20 protein-coding genes and 1 pseudogene are annotated in these 15,967 nt (G+C 73.2%); 15 read left to right on the forward strand and 6 right to left on the reverse strand.

Features of this window, described 5'->3' with window-relative positions; translation table 11 throughout:
• From ABD323_RS33230 to ABD323_RS33250, 5 genes and pseudogenes are all read left to right on the forward strand, one after another.
• Positions 1–719: pseudogene (locus ABD323_RS33230) on the forward strand (hypothetical protein); the annotation flags it as partial.
• Positions 716–1,270 carry a roadblock/LC7 domain-containing protein gene (locus tag ABD323_RS33235; protein ID WP_344445781.1) on the forward strand — a complete coding sequence of 185 codons (555 nt, stop codon included), beginning with the start codon at positions 716–718 and terminating at the stop codon, positions 1,268–1,270. The pseudogene ABD323_RS33230 and the gene ABD323_RS33235, both read left to right, overlap by 4 nt.
• A gap of 20 nt (positions 1,271–1,290) precedes the next feature.
• Positions 1,291–1,770 carry a DUF742 domain-containing protein gene (locus ABD323_RS33240; RefSeq protein ID WP_344445782.1) on the forward strand — a complete coding sequence of 160 codons (480 nt, stop codon included), beginning with the start codon at positions 1,291–1,293 and terminating at the stop codon, positions 1,768–1,770.
• A gap of 4 nt (positions 1,771–1,774) precedes the next feature.
• A complete protein-coding gene (locus ABD323_RS33245) occupies positions 1,775–2,362 on the forward strand; it encodes a GTP-binding protein (RefSeq protein WP_344445800.1) in 588 nt (195 codons plus the stop codon).
• A 61-nt stretch (positions 2,363–2,423) separates the two neighbouring features.
• Positions 2,424–3,656 carry a styrene monooxygenase/indole monooxygenase family protein gene (locus ABD323_RS33250; RefSeq protein ID WP_344445783.1) on the forward strand — a complete coding sequence of 411 codons (1,233 nt, stop codon included), beginning with the start codon at positions 2,424–2,426 and terminating at the stop codon, positions 3,654–3,656.
• Here ABD323_RS33250 and ABD323_RS33255 read toward each other — a convergent pair.
• Both ABD323_RS33255 and ABD323_RS33260 read right to left on the reverse strand, forming a co-directional pair.
• Positions 3,629–6,541: an NACHT domain-containing protein gene (locus ABD323_RS33255; RefSeq protein ID WP_425556249.1), complete on the reverse strand. Its 2,913-nt coding sequence runs from the start codon at positions 6,539–6,541 to the stop codon at positions 3,629–3,631. The two genes, ABD323_RS33250 and ABD323_RS33255, sit on opposite strands and share 28 nt — an antisense overlap.
• A 44-nt stretch (positions 6,542–6,585) precedes the next feature.
• Positions 6,586–6,732, reverse strand: a complete 147-nt coding sequence (locus tag ABD323_RS33260; protein WP_344445785.1) for a hypothetical protein — start codon at positions 6,730–6,732, stop codon at positions 6,586–6,588.
• Here ABD323_RS33260 and ABD323_RS33265 point away from each other — a divergent pair.
• A complete protein-coding gene (locus ABD323_RS33265) occupies positions 6,731–6,880 on the forward strand; it encodes a hypothetical protein (RefSeq protein WP_344445786.1) in 150 nt (49 codons plus the stop codon). The two genes, ABD323_RS33260 and ABD323_RS33265, sit on opposite strands and share 2 nt — an antisense overlap.
• 7 nt (positions 6,881–6,887) lie before the next feature.
• Here the strand turns inward: ABD323_RS33265 and ABD323_RS33270 are convergent, their stop codons facing one another.
• Entirely contained in the window at positions 6,888–7,877 is a 990-nt protein-coding gene (locus tag ABD323_RS33270; RefSeq protein WP_344445787.1) for a quinone oxidoreductase family protein, read from the reverse strand.
• A 129-nt stretch (positions 7,878–8,006) separates the two neighbouring features.
• On the opposite strand from ABD323_RS33270, the gene ABD323_RS33275 reads away from it, so the two are divergent.
• Positions 8,007–8,324: an ArsR/SmtB family transcription factor gene (locus ABD323_RS33275; RefSeq protein WP_344445788.1), complete on the forward strand. Its 318-nt coding sequence runs from the start codon at positions 8,007–8,009 to the stop codon at positions 8,322–8,324.
• Between the two features lie 26 nt (positions 8,325–8,350).
• Positions 8,351–8,977, forward strand: a complete 627-nt coding sequence (locus ABD323_RS33280) for a GNAT family N-acetyltransferase (RefSeq protein WP_344445789.1) — start codon at positions 8,351–8,353, stop codon at positions 8,975–8,977.
• A gap of 13 nt (positions 8,978–8,990) precedes the next feature.
• Here the strand turns inward: ABD323_RS33280 and ABD323_RS33285 are convergent, their stop codons facing one another.
• Positions 8,991–9,635, reverse strand: a complete 645-nt coding sequence (locus ABD323_RS33285; protein WP_344445790.1) for a MerR family transcriptional regulator — start codon at positions 9,633–9,635, stop codon at positions 8,991–8,993.
• 100 nt (positions 9,636–9,735) lie between these two features.
• Here ABD323_RS33285 and ABD323_RS33290 point away from each other — a divergent pair, with 100 nt between their 5' ends.
• The 7 genes from ABD323_RS33290 (at position 9,736) to ABD323_RS33320 (ending at position 14,506) form a co-directional block, all read left to right on the forward strand.
• Positions 9,736–10,230, forward strand: coding sequence for a DUF4188 domain-containing protein (locus tag ABD323_RS33290; RefSeq protein WP_344445791.1), 495 nt, complete (start codon positions 9,736–9,738; stop codon positions 10,228–10,230).
• Between the two features lie 80 nt (positions 10,231–10,310).
• Positions 10,311–10,985 (forward strand): hypothetical protein, encoded by a 675-nt coding sequence (locus ABD323_RS33295; protein WP_344445792.1) that lies wholly within the window; start codon positions 10,311–10,313, stop codon positions 10,983–10,985.
• 76 nt (positions 10,986–11,061) lie between these two features.
• The gene (locus ABD323_RS33300; protein ID WP_344445793.1) at positions 11,062–11,520 is read left to right on the forward strand and encodes a MarR family winged helix-turn-helix transcriptional regulator; all 459 of its coding nucleotides are present in this window, start codon (positions 11,062–11,064) and stop codon (positions 11,518–11,520) included.
• On the forward strand, positions 11,520–12,491 hold the full coding sequence (locus tag ABD323_RS33305) for an ATP-binding cassette domain-containing protein (RefSeq protein ID WP_344445794.1): 972 nt from the start codon (positions 11,520–11,522) through the stop codon (positions 12,489–12,491). The genes ABD323_RS33300 and ABD323_RS33305 overlap by 1 nt, the downstream gene beginning before the upstream one ends.
• Entirely contained in the window at positions 12,451–13,368 is a 918-nt protein-coding gene (locus ABD323_RS33310; protein WP_344445795.1) for an ABC transporter permease, read from the forward strand. The genes ABD323_RS33305 and ABD323_RS33310 overlap by 41 nt, the downstream gene beginning before the upstream one ends.
• 116 nt (positions 13,369–13,484) lie before the next feature.
• A complete protein-coding gene (locus tag ABD323_RS33315; protein WP_344445796.1) occupies positions 13,485–14,105 on the forward strand; it encodes a hypothetical protein in 621 nt (206 codons plus the stop codon).
• Positions 14,105–14,506, forward strand: coding sequence for a VOC family protein (locus ABD323_RS33320; RefSeq protein WP_344445797.1), 402 nt, complete (start codon positions 14,105–14,107; stop codon positions 14,504–14,506). Before ABD323_RS33315 ends, ABD323_RS33320 begins: the two co-directional genes overlap by 1 nt.
• Before the next feature lie 138 nt (positions 14,507–14,644).
• Here the strand turns inward: ABD323_RS33320 and ABD323_RS33325 are convergent, their stop codons facing one another.
• A complete protein-coding gene (locus tag ABD323_RS33325; RefSeq protein ID WP_344445798.1) occupies positions 14,645–15,442 on the reverse strand; it encodes a hypothetical protein in 798 nt (265 codons plus the stop codon).
• A 238-nt stretch (positions 15,443–15,680) separates the two neighbouring features.
• Positions 15,681–15,967 (reverse strand): hypothetical protein (locus ABD323_RS33330; protein ID WP_344445799.1); only part of this gene is annotated, 287 nt, incomplete at its 5' end.

A 15,967-nucleotide genomic window follows, 5' to 3' on the forward strand; every position in this document is an offset into this window, starting at 1 on the left:
AACCGGCCGGTGCCGCGGGGGCGATCAGCGCCGCCGCCGCTGCCGCGGCTCCGCACGGGGCCGCCTCGCCCGGGGCCGCCGCGCAGGCGTCGCTCCCGGTACCCGGGGACGGGCCGGCCGAGCACGCGCGGGCCGCGGAGGCGGACGACTCGGGCTGGGAGCTGGCGGGCCCCGCCCCGGCCCCGCAGGCCGCCGCCACCGACCAGGACACGATGGCCCTCACCACCACGGCGGTGGCCGATGCCGCCGCTGTCACCGCTGGTGCCGGCACCGCCGACGCGGTCACCGCGCCCGTCCCCGCCCAGCCGGCTCGTCCGGCGGCCGATGCCGCCGCTGTCACCGCGCTCGGGCTGCCCCGCCGGGTGCCCAGCGGCACCGGCCTGCCGGGCACCGGTGAGACGCCGACCTCCGGTCTGCGCCGGGTCGTGGTCCAGGGGGAGTCGGCGCCGGTCGACCCACGCCACGCCCTGCCGCAGCGCTCGGCGCCCGCCGCGGGGCCCGCCACCACCGCCGTTCCCGCGTCCAGCGCCTCCACCGCGTCCACCGCGCCCTCCGCCGTGGACGAGGGTGCCGGCGCACCCGCCGCGGCGGTCGGGCCCGCCGCGACCACCCCGCCCCGTCCGCGCACCTCCGCCGAGGAGTTGCGCCGCAGACTCGGCGGCTTCCAGAGCGGGCTGCGCCAGGCGGCCCGCGAGTCCGCCGAGGGACAGGACCGATGACCGGATTCGACTCCGCCCCCCAGTACCCCTTCGATCACGGGCACGGCCACGGGTACGGGCAGCAGCAGCCCGCCGCCGCGCAGCCCGCCGCCGCGCAGCCCGCCGCCGCGCAGGCGGCCACCCGCCCGGCCGGGCCGCCCGTCAGCCAGGGCGCGATGAACGTGCGCTGGCTGCTCGCCGACTTCCTGGGCACGGTGGCGGGCGTCGCGGACGCCGTCGTGGTGTCCTCCGACGGCCTGCTGCTGGCCGACGCCCAGCAGGGCGCGCGCGCCGACGAACTCTCCGCCATCGTCTCGGCGTTGACCAGCCTGGCGGGCGGGCTGGCGCGCGCCCTGGAGCACGGCCGGGTCAAGCAGACCATGGTGACCATGGACGACGGGCACCTGGTGGTGATGGCCATCAGCGACGGGTCCTGCCTCGGCGTCTACGCCACGCTCAGCTGTGACCTGGGCGTGCTCGCCTATCAGATGGCGCTGCTCGTCGAGCGCGCCGGACATGCGCTGACACCGCAGGTGCGCAGCGAGCTCCACCGGGCGATGGCCGTCCGATGAGCCCTCAGGAGGTGGGACGCATGCCCGGCACCGCCGGTAGCAGTAGCGGGACCAGCGGTATCGGCACCGGCGCGAGCGGCGGCCCGGTGCGCGGGCGGCGCAGCGACACCGTCCGTCCCGGGCAAGGGCGTTCGTCGCGGGTGCGGCCGTACGCGATCACCCGGGGCCGGACCAGGTTCGGCCGGGTGCTGTTGGTCGAGACGCTGGTCTCGGCGCTCAACCGGCCCGCCGACCCGGCGGACCGCAGTCTGCCCGAGCTGGCCGCGATCTGCGACGTCTGCCGTGGCCAGATGCGTTCGATCGCGGAGATCTCGGCGCTGCTGCGGATCCCGTTGGGCGTGGTGAAGGTGCTGGTCAGTGACCTGGCCGACCAGGGGCGGATCCGGGTGCACGGCGCCGACTCCGCCGACGAGAGCGCGCTGGACGGCGCCGGCGAGGTGGCCGGCGGGGCGAAGCGGGACCTGCTGGAAAGGGTGTTGGGTGGACTTCGCAAGCTCTGAGGCGTTGCCGCCGGGCGTCCCGCTGGTGAAGGGCACCGCCACCTCCACCAAGATCGTGGTGGCGGGCGGCTTCGGCGTCGGCAAGACCACGTTCGTCCGCTCGGTCTCCGAGATACCCCCGCTCACCACCGAGGCGGTGATGACCGAGGCGAGTGTCGGGGTGGACGACGTCACCGCGGTGCCCGCGAAGACCTCCACCACGGTGGCGATGGACTTCGGCCGGATCAGCCTGGAGTCCGACCTGGTGCTCTACCTCTTCGGCACCCCCGGGCAGGGCCGCTTCTGGTTCATGTGGGACGACCTGGTGCGCGGCGCGGTCGGCGCGGTCGTGCTCGCCGACACCCGCCGGCTGGCCGACTCGTTCCCGGCGCTGGACTACTTCGAGGGCAGCGGGCTGCCGTTCGTGGTGGCGGTCAACCAGTTCGACGGCGCCCCGGTGTACTCCCCGCAGGCGGTCCGCGACTCGCTCGCGGTGCCCGACCGGGTGCCGGTGCTGCTCTGCGACGCCCGCCGGCGCGACTCCGTCGTCGAGGTGCTGACCACCCTGGTGGAGCACGCCCTCGCCGAGGAGCCGGCCGCCAGCTACGCCTGACGCCCGGCGGCCCCCAGGTCTCAACAGTTCATCGATCCAGCACGTGAGAAGGCAGGCAGCTATGCGCAGGATACTGATCGTCGGAGCCGGGCAGGCCGGACTCCAGCTCGCGCTGGGGCTCCAGTCCAACGGCTACGACGTGACGGTGATGACCAACCGCACGGCCGACGAGGTGCGCGACGGCCGGGTGCTCTCCACCCAGTGCATGTTCGACACGGCGCTGGGCCACGAGCGGGCCCTGGGGCTGAACTTCTGGGAGGACGAGGCGCCCAGGGTCGAGGGCATCGGCGTCTCGGTGACCGGTCCCGAGTCGGCCCGGGTGATCGACTGGGTCGGCAGACTGGACGGCTACGCGCAGTCCGTCGACCAGCGGATCAAGATGGCCGGCTGGCTGGAGACCTTCGCGCAGCGCGGCGGCCAGGTCGTGGTGCACGGCGTCGCCGTCTCCGACCTGGACTACTTCTCCCGCACCTACGACCTGGTGCTGGTCGCGGCGGGCAAGGGCGAGCTGGTCACCATGTTCGGCCGCGACGCGAGTCGCTCCCCGTACGAGACGGCGCAGCGCGCGCTGGCGGTCTCCTACGTGCACGGCCTGGGCCCGCGCCCCGAGCACGACTTCGCGGCCGTGCGCTGCAACCTGGTGCCCGGCGTCGGCGAGTTGTTCGTGATCCCGGCGCTGACCGTCTCCGGTGCCTGCGACATCCTCTTCTGGGAGGGCATCCCCGGCGGCCCGCTGGACGTCTTCGGTGACGTCAAGGACCCCGCCGAGCACCTGCGGCTGACCCTGGAGCTGATGAAGACCTTCACCCCGTGGGAGTACGACCGTGCCCGCGGCGTGGAGTTGACCGACGCCGGCGCCACGCTGGCCGGCCGCTACGCCCCCGTGGTGCGCAACCCGATCGGCGAACTGCCGGGCGGTGGACTGGTGCTGGGGGTGGCCGACGTGGTGGTCGCCAACGACCCGATCACCGGCCAGGGTTCCAACAACGCCGCCAAGTGCGCCGCCGTCTACCTGGAGTCGATCCTGGCGCACGGCGACAAGCCGTTCGACCGCGACTTCCTGCAGTCCACCTTCGACCGCTACTGGGAGTCCGCCCAGCACGTCACCAAGTGGACCAACGCGATGCTCGCCCCGCCGCCGGAGCACGTGCTCAACCTGATCGGCGCCGCCGGCCAACTCCCGCCCGTCGCCCAGCGCTTCGCCAACGGGTTCGACAACCCGGCGGACTTCGAGAACTGGTTCTACGACCCGGAGAAGGCCGCCGGCTACCTGGCCTCGGTCACCCAGGGCTGAGGTTCGCCGCCGCTGACGGTCCCGCCGCCCACGGGGGTGGCGGGGCCGTCCTGCGAGGGACGGATCACCACCTGCCCGGGGGCCAAGCCGGTCAGGCGGCTGAACCGGTGGTCCTCGGGCACCTCGACGACGAGCCCGGGCAGGGCTCGCAGGGGGGAGAGGTCGAGGCCCAGGGGCGCCTTCCTGACGTTCGAGGTGAACACCAGTCGGCGCAGGCCGGGGAAGGTGGTGGCGATCGTCTCGAAGAGCTCGTCGGCGATGGAATCCAGGGTCAGGGACGTGATCGCCGGGAACGGTCCGCTGCCCTGACGGGGCGCATGGCGCAGCGCCAGCCCTCGCAGTTCGGTGAGCTCGGTGAGTTCCTCCAGGTCCTCCGGGTGTGCGCCAGTACCAAGGACGAGTTGTCGCAGGCACTGCCAACGGCCGATGCCCCGCAGGGACAGGGTGCCGGTCCGTTGCACGCCCAGGGCGAGAACAGTCACCTGTGGCAGTGCCGGGATCTCGGCCAGCCGCGTGTCGTGCGCGATGCCCAGCAGGGTGAACTGCTTCAGGCCGGGCAGGTGGCGCAGGGGAGCCAGTTCGACCACTGGCATGTTGCTGAGGCTGAGGCTCCGCAGCGGCAGGTCGGCCAGTGCGGAGAGGTCACGAAGGCGCGGGCAGTCGATGAGCGTCAGGTGGGTGGCGCGGCAGCCGCGCAGTGCCTCGAGGCTGGTCAGCCCCGCGTTTCCGGTGATCACCAGGCCGTTTCGGTCCCGCAGTCCCGGAGCTGCCGCCAGCTGCGGGCCGGTGAAGGTCCCGTCGAAGCGCAGGACCGGGAAGGTCGCCGCCGGTGGCAGGAGTTCCACCTGGGAAGCGCTTGCGGCGGTGACCAGGCCTTCGCCGGGGCAGTGCGCCAGGATCTCCCTGGCGTACTCGCCGGGGTCGACGAGGCAGGTGTTCCAGCCGTTGCCGAGCTCCTGCCACAACGCCCGGCCGGGCACGCCGCGGAAGCGCTTGAGGAACGGCAGCACCGGCTCACCGCCGACGATCAACGCGGTCCTGGCGACCAGCGCCCGCTGCCCGTCGTCAAGAGCCTGGGGATCGGGCAGCAGGTCCAGCACCATCGGCCCGCACTCGGCCAGGTGCTCCGTATGGAAGAGCGTACGTGGTGGCAGCAGCCGGGCGACCCGCTCCACCACCTGCGCCCGCACCTCCGGTGCCAGCTCGGTGACGTGCTCCAGGCAGGCGGCGGCCAGCACGTGCAGCCGGATCCGCTGGCCGCTCACCCGCTCACCGTGCGACAGCAGCCGCAGCAGCAACTGGGCGGCCTCGTCGGGGCGGGCGTGTGCCACGGCCATCCGCAGCACGTCCTCCCACTGGTCGTCCGTCGCGTGCCGGTCCAGCAGGCCGAAGTCGCGGGCCTCCACGGCGGCCTTGGCGGCCAGGTGGTCCTGGAAGGTGCGGTGGATGAAGTCGACCGTGTCGGCGCTCGGTTGGCGCAGCAGTCCGCTGCGGGCGATCAGGTGGTCGAGGATCCGTGCCGCGTCGCCCTGGGCCGCGACGTTCGGCATGGCCGGCAGCGCGCCCGCGATCTGCCGCTCGGCGTCGGTGCGGGTCGCCTCGGTCTGGCCGTTGCGCAGCATCCAGTAGGCGAGGCGTTGCAGCAGTTGGACGCTCTGCCGTTCGTCGAGCCGCACCCCCTCGGGGGCGGTGATGTCGCGCTCGGTGTCGCGGCGGACCATCAGCATCGCGAGTGCGGCCTCGTACAGCGCCATCCGGCCGCGCGGGAGGTGGCCGCGGCGGTCCCGGTTGAGCGCGCAGACCAGGGCGCAGAGCAGTGGGGTGGTGGCCAGCTGGGCGAGGTCGCGCTGGGCGCGCACGGTGTCCTGCAGCTGCTCCTCCAACGTGCCGATCCAGCAGGCCTCTTCGGGCGTTCCGGCGCCGGCCCGGGCGGCGGTGTGCCAGCGGCCGACGAAGACCGCCACGTCGCGCGCGTTCATCGGGCGGACCGTCAGCTCGCTGAACCGCTCGTCGGCCAGCCGGCCCTCCTCGACGGCCGAGGGCCGGGTGGTGACGGCGTAGAAGCAGGACGGGAAGGCGGCGATCAGCTCGCCCAACCACCGGTAGGTGCGCTCCCGTTCGGCCTGCGGGACCTCGTCCACGCCGTCCAGCAGGAGCAGCGCGCGCCCGTCCGCCAGGACCCGGTCGGCCCAGCCGGACGGCTGGGCCGCGGTGAGCGGGCACTCCAGGTGGCCCAGGAACTCCCCGGGGGCCGGCAGCGATCCGCGCCGGACCAGGGTCCGCAGCGGCAGCAGGAAGGGGACGGAGGCGTCCAGGCGGGCGAGTTCGGCGGGCAGCCGGCCTCCGGCGGTGGCCACGGCGAGCCACTGCAGCAGGGTGGTCTTCCCACTGCCGGCATGCCCCCGGACCAGCACCCGGTCGCTCCGGGCGAGGGCCTGCTCGGCCCGCTCGACGCGGAGCGGACCGGACCCGGGTCGCCCACCGTCCAGCCCCCGGCCGAACTCCGGGGTGCTGGTCAGCTCCAGGCTCAGGTAGGCGGTGTCCAGCGGCCAGCGGGCCCGCTCCGGGCGGCTGAGGTCCAGGCCGATGATGTCCAACCGGCTGTGCCGCCCGACCAGGTAGCGGCGGTAGCGCTCCTCGAACTCCCGGTCCGGGTCGGCCCCGGCGGGCCGGTCGACGGGGGAGGCGAGCTCGCGCCGCATCCGCAGCAGCGGCTCGGCCGGGGTGCGCAGCGCCTGGGCGAGGGCCAGGACGGTTCGCTCGGAGGGGACGGCGGAGCCGTTGAGCGCCTGGCTGACGGTGGTGCGGCCCAGCCGGCTGCGGGCGACCAGTTGAGTGACCGTCAGGTCGGCGAGCAGGGCCAGCTCGCGGAGCCGGTCGGCCAACACGCTCTGTCCAAGCGCTGGTTGGTCCTGTGCAGCCGTGCCGGTCACCTGGGCCCGCTTCCCGCCGTGGTCGGATGAACCTGTTCATCCTCGTACGGCTGAACAGCGGCGAACACCGGATCGGCGAGATTGGTGGCGATCCACTCGCTCGATCCGTCCACCTGCTCCACCATCCGCCCGGAGGCCGTCATGGTGCCGCTGCTCGTCCTGTTCCTGCTGCTCGCCCTGCTGGTGGGCGTGGTGCTGCCCGCTGTCTGGTCCCGCCGGCCCGAGCGGCGCACGGCCGCGCGGGCGGTGCTGCGGCTGCTGGTGCAGGCGCTGCGCCGCCCGGGCCCCTGAGGCGGGATCAGTCGTCGTCGCCGACGCGCAGCAGGAGCTTGCCGGTGGTGGTGCGGGACTCGATCAGGCGGTGCGCCTCGGCGGCCTCGGAGAGCGGCAGTTCGGCGCTGACCGGCAGCTCCACACTGCCGGCGGCGACCAGGGCGAAGGTCTCCTCGGCCAGGGCGCGCAGCTCGGCGGGGGCGCTCTGGGACAGCTGGAGGATGGAGAAGCCGGCCACCGAGCGGCCCGGGTAGAGGTCGGTCTGGCCGACCTGCCAGGGGGGCTCGCCCCCCGCGTTGCCGAAGGAGACCAGGCGCCCGAAGGGGGCGAGCGCGGCCAGGGTGCGCCGGAAGGTCTCACCGCCGACGGAGTCCAGTGCGAGGTCGATGCCGCGTCCCTCGGTGGCGCGCCCGACGCCGTCGACGAACTCGTCGCCGACGAAGACCTCGTCGTAGCCGCTGCGCAGGGCGTGCTCGACCTTCGCGGCGCCGGAGACCACCCCGAGGATCCGGCCGGCGCCGGCGAGCCTGGCCAACTGGCCGACCGCGGTGCCGACGCCGCCGGCGGCGCCGTGCACCAGGACGCTCTCGCCCGCGCGCAGCCGGCCGGCCCGGTGGAGCAGGCCGTGGGCGGTCGGCAGCACGGTCGGCAGGGTGGCGGCGATGCGCAGCGAGAGGCCGGCGGGCAGGGCGAAGACCGTGTCGGCGTCGGCCAGCGCGACCTCGGCGTAGCCGCCGGAGCCGATCAGCGCGGCCACCGGCTGGCCCACCCGCAGGCCGGTGGACTCCGCCGCGCCCGGGCCCAGGGCCCGGATCCGCCCGGAGACCTCCAGCCCGGGCAGGTACGGCAGCGAGGCGACCCGGTAGCCGACGCTACGGGCCTTGAGTTCCGCGAAGTTCACCCCGGCGTACGCGACGTCGATGCTCAGCCGGCCGGGACCGGGCTCGGGCTCGGGGACTTCGGTGAGCTTCAGGACCTCGGGGCCGCCGAATTCTTCCACCACGATCGCACGCATGACGGGTACACCTCGCTGGAGTCTTGGCCTTGGTGTTCAATGGGAAGCGAACAGTTCCGAGTGTACGTATTTCATCGAACACTCGGCAACCGGCCAGCTGAAACGGGGGAGAGCAGAAGGAGCACGGACATGACTTCCGGTCACCGCGTCGAGCCGACCCACACGCACCCCGACCAGGTGCCGGTCCAGGTGGTGTTCGCCGCGCTCGCCGACCCGGTGCGGCTGTCGATCGTCCGTGAGCTGGCGCAGTCGCCGGACTGGCTGCGGGCCTGCGGAAGCTTCGACGTCCCGGTCGGCAAGGCGGCGCTGAGCCACCACTTCGCGGTACTGCGCTCGGCCGGGGTGATCGAACAGCGCGACGCGGGCGCCAAGCGGGTCAACCGGCTGCGGCGCGCGGAACTCGACGCCCGCTTCCCGGGGTTGCTGGCGCTCGCGCTGAACGGGTGAAGGGCTGGGATGACTTCGGGGGAGACATGACGCAGCGGCGATCGGACGACGGCACGGCCGTGCGGCGCCGGGAGTCGGCGGATCTGGCGGGCTGCGTGGCGGCGCTGTCCGCCGTGCACCGGGCGGACGGCTATCCGGTGGACTGGCCGGCCGATCCGGCGCGCTGGATCCGCGACCCGGACGAGCTGGCGGCCTGGGTGGCCCTCGGCCCACCCGCCGACGGTGCCGGCCCGGCCGACCCCGGCGACCGTGCCGACCCGGGCGCCCCCGCGGGCGCGCCGGTGGTGCTGGGGCACGTCTCGCTCTGCCGCGGTGCCGCCTCCTCGGCCGGCGCGGTGTGGGCCGAGCGGTTCGGCGGCGAGGCGGACGGTACGGGCGCGGTGGCCCGGCTCTTCGTCGCCCCCGAAGCCCGCGGCGGGCGGCTCGGTGCCCGGCTGCTCGCGGCCGCGGTGGCCCAGGCCCGCGCCTGGGAGCTGCGGCCGGTGCTCGACGTGGTGACCACCGGCACCGCGGCCGTCCGGCTCTACCGGGCCCTGGGCTGGCGGCTGGTGGCGACCGTCGACCAGCACTGGTCGGCCGGGCGGACGGTGGCGGTGCACTGCTTCGCGCTCGACGACGAAGGCGGTGCCACCTTCGCCACCTCGACGCGCTAGCCGCGGGCCGGGCTCACTCGGGGCTCACGCCGTGGCGGCGGGTGCTCTCGTGGGCCTGGGCGAGCCGGCGCAGGCTCAGCAGGATCGGCTCGTACAGCACGGTGAGCGCGACGGCCGCCTCGATCTGCTCCAGTGGGGCCTGGTACTCCTGCACCATGTCCAGGTCGTGCACGGCCAGTTGGGCGGCCTGCCGGGCGTACGGCGCCAGGTGCGCGTGGTCGTACGGGTAGCCGAGCCGGGCCAGCATGGCCAGCGCCGCGACCAGGGTGCGGTACGGCCCCGGCGGGACCTCGTCGCACGTCTCCCAGCCCAGCGTCCTCAGCAGGCCCTCGGCCTCGCGCCGCGCGGCGTGCGTCGCCTGGTCGTCCTCGTCGGGCTGCGGCTCGGGCGGCAGTGACCCGACGGCCAGGCCCAGGCGGGTGTTCTGGTCGAGGCTCTCGTCGTGGATGGCGGTCAGCACCTCGCGGGCGGTGGCGACCGGCACCCGGCCGATCTGGATCAGCGCCCGCACCAGCCGCAGCCGGCGCAGGTGCTCCTCGCCGTACTCGGCCTGCTTGGCGCTCACCAGCGTGCCGGGCGGCAGGAGTTGCTCGCGCAGGTAGTACTTGATCGTCGCGGTGGAGAGCCCGCTGCGCTCGCTCAGTTCGGCCAGTCGCATCCTCTTGCGCCCTTCCCTGGGATAGTGCCACTATCTTAATAGGATAGTGCAGCTACCCAATAAGGGCGGCTGCTCGGGCTCGTCGAGGAGGCTTTTCGCCATGGGTGCCACACCGCTCCAGGGCCGGACCACCGCCGATCACCAGGGCGGGGTCGTCGTCTTCCACATCGGGATGCGGATCAACCGGTTCCGCGCGCTGCGCAGTTGGTGGCCGGTCGCGGCCGCGATGCCGCAGATGCTCGCGGAGCTGGAGAAGGACCCGCAGAGCGGGCTGCTCGGCCACCGGACGCGGCTGGGGTTCCCCCGGGTGATCGAGTCCGTCCAGTACTGGGAGTCCCAGGAGAAGCTGCTCGCCTACGCCGCCGACCAGAGCCGACAGCACCGGCCGGCCTGGGCCGCGTTCAACCGCCGGGCCCGGGAGGCGCAGGGCGGTGTCGGCATCTTCCACGAGACCTTCGTGGTGCCGGCCGGCAGCTACGAGAGCATCTACGTCGCCATGCCGCCGTACGGCCTGGCCGCGGCGAGCGGCGTGGTCCCGGTGGGGCGGCGCGGCGAGACGGCCCGCGAGCGACTGGAGAGCGGGCCGCGGTCGTAGCGGGTGGGGCAGGGGCGGTGGTGTGGGGAGCAGGGGTGCGCGCCGGGGCGGGCGGGGTGGTCGCTTGTACGCTGCCGATCATGATCATCACACCCGACCCGACGGCCCCGCCGGGCCCCGCGACCGCCGACGACGTCCTGGCGGCGGTACGCGCGGCGCTGACCGTGCTGGCCCAGGCGCCGGCGGACGCCGCCACCTGGCAGCTGCCGGCCCACGCGCTGGACTGGACCCGCTGGGAGACGATCGAGCACACGGCCGACGGCCTGCTCGCCTATGCGGCCCAACTCGCCCCGGGCACGCCGCCGCTGGACGGCTACGTGCCGCTGCGCTGGCAGCGCGACCGGCCGCAGGGACCGCCGAACGCCATCGGCGTCGACCCGGCGGCGGGCGCCCCGGGCCTGCTGCAGGTGCTGGAGGTCGCCGCGGTGCTGCTGGCCGCCCTGCTCCGCACGCTGCCGCCGCAGGTTCGGGCGTTCCACGCCTACGGGGTCGCGGACCCCGGGGGCTTCGCCGCGATGGGGGTGGTGGAGATCCTGGCGCACACCCAGGACGTGGCCGCGGCCTTCGGGCTCGTCTGGGAGCCGCCGGCCGATCTCTGCGACCGGGCGCTGACCCGGCTCTTCCCGCAGGCGCCGACCGGGACCGACCGCTGGGCCACCCTGCTCTGGGCGACCGGCCGGGGGGAGCTGCCGGGCCACCCGAAGGTCGACTTCGAGCGCTGGCAGAGCGCACCCCCGGCGGGTGCGGAGTCCTGAGTCCGAGATCGACGTCGACGTCGACGTCGAGATCGGCTCTGGACAGATAGCTCTTATGGAGAGCTAAAATTACGGTATGCCCGAACCCGTCTTCACCGATGACCTGGCCGCCGCCCTGGCGGGCACCCAGCGGCTGATCCGCAGACGGCTGCGCCAGGGGCTGACCGGGCCGCGCCTGCGCGGTGCGCAGGTGGAGCTGCTGCGCCTGGTGGCGGCCAACCCCGGCCTGCGGGTCTCGGCCGCCGCCAAGGAGCTCTGCCTGGCCGGCAACTCGGTCTCCACCCTGGTCAACCAGCTGGTGGCGGCCGGTCTGCTGCACCGCGAGGTGGATCCCGCCGACCGCCGGGCCGCGCTGCTGCTGCCCACCCCCGAGGCCGCCGAACGGCTGGCCGCCTGGGAGGCGAACCGCAACGCGCTGGTGCGCGAGCAGGTCGAGGGGCTCAGCGCCGTGGACCAGGCGGCGCTGGCCGCCGCGCTGCCGGCGCTGCGCCGGCTGGCCGCCGGCCTGCGGGGCCAGGACGAGGGGGAGGACTGATGGACCGCGGTACACCCACCACCCCGCCTGCACCTGCATCTGCACCCGCAGCGGCAGCGGCTCAGGACCGGGTGACCGTCGCCGAGGCGGTGGTCTGCCAGGGTCTGGAGTACTCCTTCGGCCGCGCCAAGGGCGGATCGGCGAAGGGCGGCTCGGCCAAGGGTGCTGCCGGCAAGGCCGGCTCCGTTCCGACGAAGGCGGTCGACGGGCTGGACCTCGCGGTGCACACCGGCGAGGTGTTCGGCCTGCTCGGCCCCAACGGCGCGGGCAAGACCACGACGATCCGGGCGATCACCACCCTGCTGCCGGTCCCGGCCGGCATGGTCCGGGTCTTCGGCCACGACACCGCCAAGCGCCGGATGGAGGTGCGCCGGCTGCTCGGCTACGTGCCGCAGCAGCTCTCCGCCGAGGCGGGCCTGACCGGCCGCGAGAACGTCTCGCTCTTCGCGCGGGTCTTCGACGTGCCGGGCCGCGAGCGGGCCGAGCGGGTCGCCCAGGCGCTCGCCGCGGTCGACCTCTCGGACGTCGCCGACCGGCTGGCCGGCACCTACTCGGGCGGCATGGTGCGCCGCCTGGAGCTGGCCCAGGCCCTGGTGAGCGCGCCGCGCCTGCTGGTGCTGGACGAGCCGACCATCGGGCTGGACCCGATCGCGCGCACCAGCGTCTGGGAGTGCATCGACGCGGTCCGCGCCGCGACCGGGATGACCGTTTTGGTGACCACCCACTACATGGACGAGGCCGAGCAGTACTGCGACCGGGTGGCCCTGATGGACCGCGGCCGGATCCGCGCACTGGGCACCCCCGAGGAGCTCAAGGCCCAGGTGCGCGAGCAGGATCCGCGGCTGGAGCGACCCACCCTGGACGACGTCTTCCGGCACTTCGCCGGCCGCAACCTCGCCCACGACAACGGTCCGGAAGGAGAGTTCAACGATGTCCGCCGTACCCGCCGCACCGCTTCCCGCGTCGGCTGACGACCGCGAGGCGCCCGCCGCGCCGTCCGCTGCCGGGCCCGCCGGCGCGCTCGCGCCGGTCCGGCCACTGCCGGACTTCGGCCTGCTGCTGGTGCCGCCGCGTGCCAGGACGGGCTGGCGCCTGGTGCCCGCCCGGGTGCTGGCGATGTGCGCCGTCGAGCTGCAGAAGCTGCGCCACGACCGCACCGAGCTCTACACCCGCGCGGTCCAGCCGGCGCTGTGGCTGCTGATCTTCGGCGAGACCTTCACCCGGCTGCGGGCCATCCCGACCGGCGGCATCCCCTACCTGGACTACCTCGCGCCCGGCATCATCGCGCAGTCCGCGATGTTCATCGCGATCTTCTACGGCATCATGATCATCTGGGAGCGCGACTCCGGGGTGCTCACCAAGCTGTTGGTCACCCCGACCCCACGGGCCGCACTGGTGACCGGCAAGGCGTTCGCCGCCGGCGTGAAGGCGGTCATCCAGGCGGTCGTGGTGGTGCTGATCGCGGCGCTGCTGGGGGTGGCGATGACCTGGAACCCGCTGCGCCTGCTGGGCGTGGCGGTGGTCGTCCTGCTCGGCTCGGCCTTCTTCTCCTGTCTCTCCATGACGATCGCCGGGATCGTGCTGACCCGCGACCGCCTGATGGGCATCGGCCAGGCCATCACCATGCCGCTCTTCTTCGGCTCCAACGCCCTCTACCCGGTGAGCCTGATGCCGGGCTGGCTGCAGGCGGTCAGCAAGGCCAACCCGCTGAGTTACCAAGTGGACGCGCTACGCGGCCTGTTGATCGGCACCCCGGCCCACCTCCCGCTGGACTTCGGCGTCCTGGCCTTCTCCACGGTCCTGGGCATCATCGCCGCCTCCGCGTTGCTGGGCCGGCTCGCGAAGTAGGACCGTCATCGCAGGACCGTGATCGGCCTCACAGGGAACGCCTGACCGACCGAGCCCCTCCTCCAGGCGACCACCCGGTACACCTCCGTACCGGCCGACACCCCTGGAGGCCCGCTGTGAAGCCCTACGCCCGCGCCGCCCTGTGGACGGCCCTCGCCGTCCAGGCGATCTGGTTCGTCACGCAGGGGAGCGACGCGTTCGGAGTCTGTGTGCTGGTGGCGCTCGGCGCCTTCGCCGCGCTGTCCGGCCGGCATCCAGGGACGGGCGTCGCCGTCCGCGTCCTGATGGCGGCCGACTTCCTGCTCTCGGTCGGCGCCCGGTTCGGCGCTTTCGGCGGGCCGGACACGCCGGGCGTGACGTGGGGCGACTTCGCCCACTTCACCTCGTACACCCGGCAGGTCGCCTCGTTCCTGCCGGCGGCGCTGGCGCCGGTCCTCGCGGTGCTGGCCACCATCGCCGAACTCGGCTTCGCGCTGGCCCTGTTGTCCGGGTTCCAGCTGCGACACGCGGCCCGTGGCGCCGCCTGTCTCCTGGCGTCCTTCGGGATCTCGATGACCATCTCGCTGCCGGTCGCCGACCAGTTCCACTACTGCGTGTTCGCCCTGGCCGCCGCCATGCTCGCCCTGTCCACCGTCGACCGCCACCCGCTGAGCCTCGACAACGCGCTCACCCGCGCCCGCGCCCGACGCGAAGCGAACCCTGTCGGCCGCACCCTGCCCTGTGGCAAGATCACCTGATGCTAAAGCTCCTGGGTTTCATCATCGACTGCCCGGACCCGATGAAGCTTGCGGCGTTCTACTCCGAGCTGACCGGCCGCCCCGTCATGGAGGGCAGCCACGACGACTGGGCCGGCATCACCTTCGGCGAGGTCGACCTGGCCTTCCAGCGGGTGGAGGAGTACCGCCCTCCCACCTGGCCCGAGGACGAACACCCCAAGCAGTACCACCTCGACTTCGAAGTGGACGAGATCGAGCCCGAACAGCGCCGCGTCATCGAGCTCGGCGCGACCCTGCAGAAGGACTGCATCGGACCCGAGGGCTACGGCTGGCAGGTCTACACCGACCCGGTCGGTCACCCCTTCTGCCTCTGCCGCCACCAAGGGGTCACGTGGACCGACAACGGGTTGGAGTGGCCCTGAGGGTGCGTCCGACAGTCCTTCCGACCTGCGCGGAACAGGTCCAGTGACGCCACGTCAGGGGCGGCGCCCGGCGGCGCCAGTCGCGGGTGGCGGCGATCTCGCCGTCGAACCAGGTCAGGCCGCCGGGGCGGTGGATCGTCAGCCGGGCGCTACGAGGCCGTTGGCGATCCGGGAGAGTTCCTGATCACTCAGCTGGTTCGGCGATGTCGTCGACACGGAGTACTGGTACTTCCCGTCGAACCAGGAGAGCGTCCTGACCGTGTTCGCTGATCCGCTTTGGGAATTACTGAACGAGGCAGGGTGTCCGTGGACGTCGATCTGGTCGGTGCCGGCAGTGGCACCCCCGCTTCCTATTGTCTGGGTGATAAGGAGTGGGGCCGGGCCGCCGTTCGATCCGTTGCGAAACGCACGCGTGTACTGCGGGGACGCGTCCTGGGCCTTGACCAGCCCGTACATGTACCGGTTGGGCTTGGTGTCTTCCTGGTAGCGCGAAGGCAGGTAGTCGGGCTCGGCCAGGTTTTGGGCGGGGAAGATCTGGACGGATTTCCCGGTGACGGCATCGACAATCGGGCGGTCCCCGAGCGCGGTGTCCAGCTTGGTGGAGATGCGTGCAGTCCCGCCGTCGCCGTCGCAGCCGACACCAGGTCCTGAGAAGTCCTTCTGACGCAGGAGCAGTGCGACGTGGTCCGCCGATTCGCGTGCCACGAGGTCGGGCCGGTAGTTGCAGGGGCCCCAGTCGGCGGTGAGCGTGATGGTGCGGTCGTCCGCTCCCAGCAGTGTCTCGCCGGCCACCGTGCTGTCGATCGTGTGGAAGGGGCCGCGATTGTCGCCCCAGACGAAGAATGACAGCAAGGTGAGGACGACGACAGCCAGTGCGGCGAACTGCAGCTTCGGCTTGCGCGGCAGGCGTCCTGCCCATCCGAGCAACCTGTGCAAGGCCCCTCCCGGGGTTTGGGAATGTGATCTCGACTACTACAGGGATCCGGTAGTGGCCAGTAGTCAGCGTAGGTCTGCTGTTCGACCGATCCGTCGCGGCTTGGTTCCGTAATCCCCGGACCCGCGCTCGACCCCTCCCGACTGGATCGGAGCGGAGCGCTCCGACGGGGTGGCCGGTCTGCGGCCACCCCGTGGTCTGTCCGCCGATCGTCGGCAGTCGCTCGTCAGGCCTCGCTCGTCAGGCGTTGCAGGTGACCTGCGCGCTGGAGTGCCAGAGGGTCGGGGTGAGCAGGGTGGCGATCGGACCGTGCGTCAGCGAGCACTGGGTCGCGGTGGTGTAGCCCGCTGCCGCGGCCTGGGCGTAGGCGCTGTTGACGGCGGTGATGTTCGAGACGGCGGGGTTGCTGGCGAACGTGCTGCCGACGAAGACGGCGTGGCCGGTGACGGCGGCCTGGGCGCCGGCCGGCAGGGCGCCGACGGTCAGCAGGAGGGCGCCGGCGGCAAGGGTGGTTCCGAGTGCGCGCT

Source organism: Kitasatospora nipponensis (assembly GCF_039528135.1).
Lineage (GTDB): Bacteria > Actinomycetota > Actinomycetes > Streptomycetales > Streptomycetaceae > Kitasatospora > Kitasatospora nipponensis.